Source organism: Arthrobacter sp. CAL618 (assembly GCF_000468215.1).
Classification (GTDB): Bacteria; Actinomycetota; Actinomycetes; order Actinomycetales; family Micrococcaceae; genus Arthrobacter_D.
The window spans coordinates 7,303-11,606 of sequence record NZ_ASZW01000239.1; the positions used below are offsets into that span (position 1 = coordinate 7,303).

Here is a 4,304-nt window from a genome sequence, read left to right on the forward strand (position 1 = left end):
CCCGTGCCGAGACGGTCCGGGTGGACGAGGATCTCGCAGCCAAGGTCGAAGCGCTGCTCCGCGAGCTCGGATGGTGGGGGTTGGTGGAGCTGCAGTTCCTGATTGACGACGACGGCGTCCATCACCTGATCGACCTCAACGGCCGCTTCTTCGGTTCGATGGCACTCACCAACGCCGCCCGGCCGGGTCTGACTGATCTGTGGGGGCGTCTGGTGCTCGGCGAGAAGATGCAGACATTGCCCGACGCCGCCCCTGGCATGCGCTACGCGTGGACGGCCGGGGATCTGCGACGGGCCAGTGTAGAACAGCGCGGCGGGCGGGTCGCCGACGTGGTGGATACCCTGCGGTGGGCTGGTCAGGCCCGCCACAGCGTGTGGGATCTGAAAGACCCGGGCCCCACCCTTCACCTTGCCTCTGCCCGGTTACGGCGGATCGATCGAAAGCCAAAATCAGTGGCAGCAGTCACCGGGTAGCTACTCGGCTAACCCCGCCCGCTCCTCCGCGCGACGCCCTTGACCATGTCGAGGGCCAGCAGTCGTTCTGGTGCCCGCAGCAGAATCAGCCCCAACAGGTACACGCCGAGGACCACCATGGCGACTGCCCCGCCGACCACAATGGCCGGCTGCCCAGCCACGATCACCAGGGCGCCGACGCCTGCCGCCCCGGCTACCGCGGCCAGCCCCAACGCGCGCGCTATCAACGCCACGGTAGGCCGCAGATCCAACCCCCGGTGGCGTCGATGCAGCAGCCAACCGTTCGCCAGGGCCGCGAAGCCCAGTGACGCGGTGGTCGCCAGCGCAATGCCTGCTATCCCCATGATGGGAGCGAGCATGATGTCTCCAACCACATTAATCACCATCGCAATTACCGACACCACCACCGGGGCCCGCGCATCACCCAGCGCATAGGAAGTACTCACCACCACCTGGCGGCACCCGAGGGCCAGCAGGGCGGGCGCGTACCAGGCCAGGGCGGTAGCCGTTGAGGTGATGTCGTCGCCGGTGAAGGCGCCGCGACCAAAGGCCACCTCTGCCAGCGGTTCGGCTGCGATGATCATCACCACGCAGATCGGGGTCAGCACGCTGACCGCGACCGCCAGCCCGCGGCCCACCAGCCGGCGCACCTCGGCGATGTTCTTCGATGAAGCGCTCAACGCCGGGTAGAGAGGTACCAGCAGCGAAGCGATAATCAGGGTCTCCGGCAGGTTGACCAGCCGCCACCCATAGGACAGGGCTGTAATGGCCCCCTCCTCGAGGGTGGAGCCCACCGCACGGTCCACTAGGGTGTTGATATTGGCGATCGCACTGCCCACAAGCATCGGTGGCATCAGCCGCGCCATTTCGCGGAATCCCGGGTCCCCAAGGTTCAACCGCGGGCGCACCCGCGTTCCCAACGAAAACAGCGGCGGCAGCTGCAACAGCAGGCGTGCGGCCGACCCGACGACGAACCCGACCGCGAGCGCGGCGATGCCATAGGTGGGCCCAAAGAGTCCGGCGGCCCCGATCATGATGATGTTGAACGGCACGCCCTGCAACGCTGACCAGACCACCCGACCATGTGACTGCGACAGTGAGGCCAATAGGTCCGTCCCAGCGATCAGCACCGTGGCGATCAGGACGATACGGGTCAGCGCCTCGGTTGTCTCGGCCTGTGCGCCATCAAAGCCCGGGGCGATCACCGCGGTGACTGGGCCGACGAAGATACTCATCACCACCCCGCCCACGCCGAGCACGATCATGGTGACGGTGAGCGCGGTGTCGAACCCCGGATGGCCCCGGCAACCGTCCTTCTCCTGGGCAGCCTCGCGGGAGGTGACGGGGATCGCCGACCGGGCCATGGCGTAGGCGATCAGGCCCAGCACAATGTTCATCAGCCCCTGCGCCACGAGGTAGGCGTCGAGCTCGGCACCGGCCCCGAAGACGGCAGCAATCACGACGTCACGGACGAACCCGAACAGGGTGGACACGGCGGTTAGGCCGGTCACCAGTAGGGCTGCCCTCCGTATACCTGGCCTAGTCACCCTATGACGATACATTTTGTCGCCGGGATCGCCCGCACTGCGGCGTCAACGGCCCGTTAGGATTGGCTGGTGACTTTTTCTGTCTGGCTGGCTCTGCTCGGAGCCCAGGCCCTCATCAGCTTCAGCCCCGGAGCCGGGGCCGTCAACACCATGAGCAATTCGCTCACGGTGGGCTTCCGCCGGTCCATGTGGGGCATCCTCGGGCAGCAGGTGGCACTCCTCGTTCACATTGCGGTGGTTGCGGCGGGAGTTGGGCTCCTGGTGGCGAGCTCCCCGGTGGCGTTCAATGTCATCCGGTTCGGTGGTGCCGCCTACCTGGTCTATCTGGGTATCAGGAAACTCCTGCAGTCCCCCGATCTCGAGGAGCAGGCTGAGGTCCGCCGGGCCGAGGGCGCCTTTTCCCTGTTCCGCCGGGGCCTGTGGGTGAACCTCCTCAATCCCAAGGCAATCGTGTTCTTCCTTGCTTTCATTCCACAGTTCATCAGGCCGTCCGAGCCGCTGCTGGGTCAGTACGGCATCCTGGCCGGCACGGTCGTGGCGATCGACGTCCTGGTCATGTGGTTCTTCTACGCTGCAACCGCCAAATCGTTCAGACGGTTCACCCAGAATCCTCGTGGGCAGATCGTCCTCAACCGGATCTTTGGCCTACTGTTTGTAGCCGTGGGTATCCTGCTCGCCGTCGCCTAACATCACCCGAGGATCAACAGCCCATGGCACCAAAAGGCGGGACCACCGTCGCACCGTTGATCGTTGCTATCGACGGTCGCTCAGGGGCCGGCAAGACCACCCTCGCCGTCGAGTTGGCGGCACTGCTCCGCGAGCATCACACGGTCAGCCTGTTTCACCTCGAAGACATATACCCGGGCTGGGACGGGTTGGAAACGGGTATGGACCGCTATGTTTCGGCGGTGCTGGAACCCCTTGCCGCCGGGCACACCGCCGAGTGGCGGGCGTGGGACTGGGAGGCCAACGACGACGGGCCAGCACAGCACACGGAACCGGCCGACGTCGTCATCGTTGAGGGTGTTGGAGCGGCCTGCCGGGCCGCACTCGAATTTTTGGACGTCAGCATCTGGGTGGAAGCAACCGAGGATATCCGGCGCACCACGGCTCTGAGCCGTGACGGGGACGCCTACGCGCCGTTTTGGGAGCGGTGGGCAGCGCAGGAGCAAACGTGGCTCAGCCGGGATCAACCTCAGCTCACCGCCGACCTCGTCGTCACCGGGCATCAGGACGTCTCGGCGCCCGAACGGGTCAGGTTGGCCCTCACCGGCCTGCCTCAGTGCGGTTCGCTGCTCGCGGCTGAGCGCGCACAGCGCCGGGCCGTCACCCTGCAGGTGGAGCGTCACGACGGCTGCCCGGATGGCGCCGCCCTGTTCGCCGCTCTCTACGGTTCCTCGGAACATGCCGTCTGGCTGGACAGTTCAGCCTCGGCTGCAGGGGTCGGAGGGCGCAGCCGGTTCAGCATCCTGGCCGACGACGGCGGCCAGTTTGGTCAGCTTGCCCGGCACTCCAGCGGGGCAACCGAAATCATTTCGGGGCAGGTCACGGCCCGCATCCCGGGCCCGTTCTTCCGTTGGCTCGATTCGGTCTGGGGTCGCAGGGCGGTGCCCACACCCAGCGACTATCTGTGCGGTTTCACACTGGGCTGGTTGGGTTATCTCGGGTACGAGCTCAAGCGGGAAACCGGTGGCAGTTCCGCGGCTCCTGGCACACTCCCGGACGCGGCCCTGATCTTCGCTGGCCGTGCGGTGGTCCTCGATCACGAGCAGCAGGCAACCTATCTCCTCACCCTGACCGCGCCCGGACATGACCAGGAGGTGCAGCACTGGCTGTCCGCAGCGCGGTTGGCCGTTCGGGAGGCGGACGCCCTCAAGCCGCCGGGCGCCACAGCTTCTCCGAGCGACACAGTTTCCCCAGCCGCCACAGCTTCTCCGAGCGACACAGTTTTTCCGGGCGACACCGTTTCCCCGGGCGCAGACCCGCCGCCGGCCTTCACCTCCCGCGACACCCGCGCCAGCTACCTGGACAAGGTACGCCGCGCCCAGGCCGAGATTCGGGAAGGCAACACCTACGAGGTCTGTCTCACCACCTCCCTCCACGCGCACACGACAGGGGCCCTGAACCCGTTCGATGTGTACCGCGGCCTGCGCTGGGCCAGTCCTGCGCCCTTCGGCCATTTCCTCAGGTTCCCCGGCTTCGCCGTAGCCAGCACATCCCCGGAGCGGTTCCTGCAACTCAGCGCCGGCGGCGCCCTGCGCGCCGAACCGATCAAGGGCACCCG

3 protein-coding genes and 1 pseudogene (2 of these 4 only partly in view) are annotated in these 4,304 nt (G+C 66.6%); 3 read left to right on the top strand and 1 reads right to left on the bottom strand.

All coding sequences use genetic code 11. The annotated features are described in order from the left end of the window. On the top strand, positions 1-473 hold the 3' portion of the coding sequence (locus tag K728_RS23330; protein ID WP_443110993.1) for an ATP-grasp domain-containing protein. It extends 271 nt beyond the left edge of the window; the window shows 473 of its 744 coding nt (coding positions 272-744); the start codon falls outside the window, past its left edge; its stop codon occupies positions 471-473. Between the two features lie 8 nt (positions 474-481). On the opposite strand, the gene murJ is transcribed toward K728_RS23330, so the two are convergent. Next, the gene (gene murJ, locus K728_RS0114185; protein WP_024477110.1) at positions 482-1,984 is read right to left on the bottom strand and encodes a murein biosynthesis integral membrane protein MurJ; all 1,503 of its coding nucleotides are present in this window, start codon (positions 1,982-1,984) and stop codon (positions 482-484) included. 105 nt (positions 1,985-2,089) lie between these two features. Between murJ and K728_RS0114190 the strand changes: the two genes are divergently transcribed. Together K728_RS0114190 and K728_RS19550 are read left to right on the top strand one after the other, a co-directional pair. Continuing rightward, positions 2,090-2,707: a LysE family transporter gene (locus K728_RS0114190; protein ID WP_019481109.1), complete on the top strand. Its 618-nt coding sequence runs from the start codon at positions 2,090-2,092 to the stop codon at positions 2,705-2,707. Positions 2,708-2,730: 23 nt separating this feature from the next. Further along, positions 2,731-4,304 (top strand): annotated as a pseudogene (locus K728_RS19550) (chorismate-binding protein); it runs 563 nt beyond the window's last position.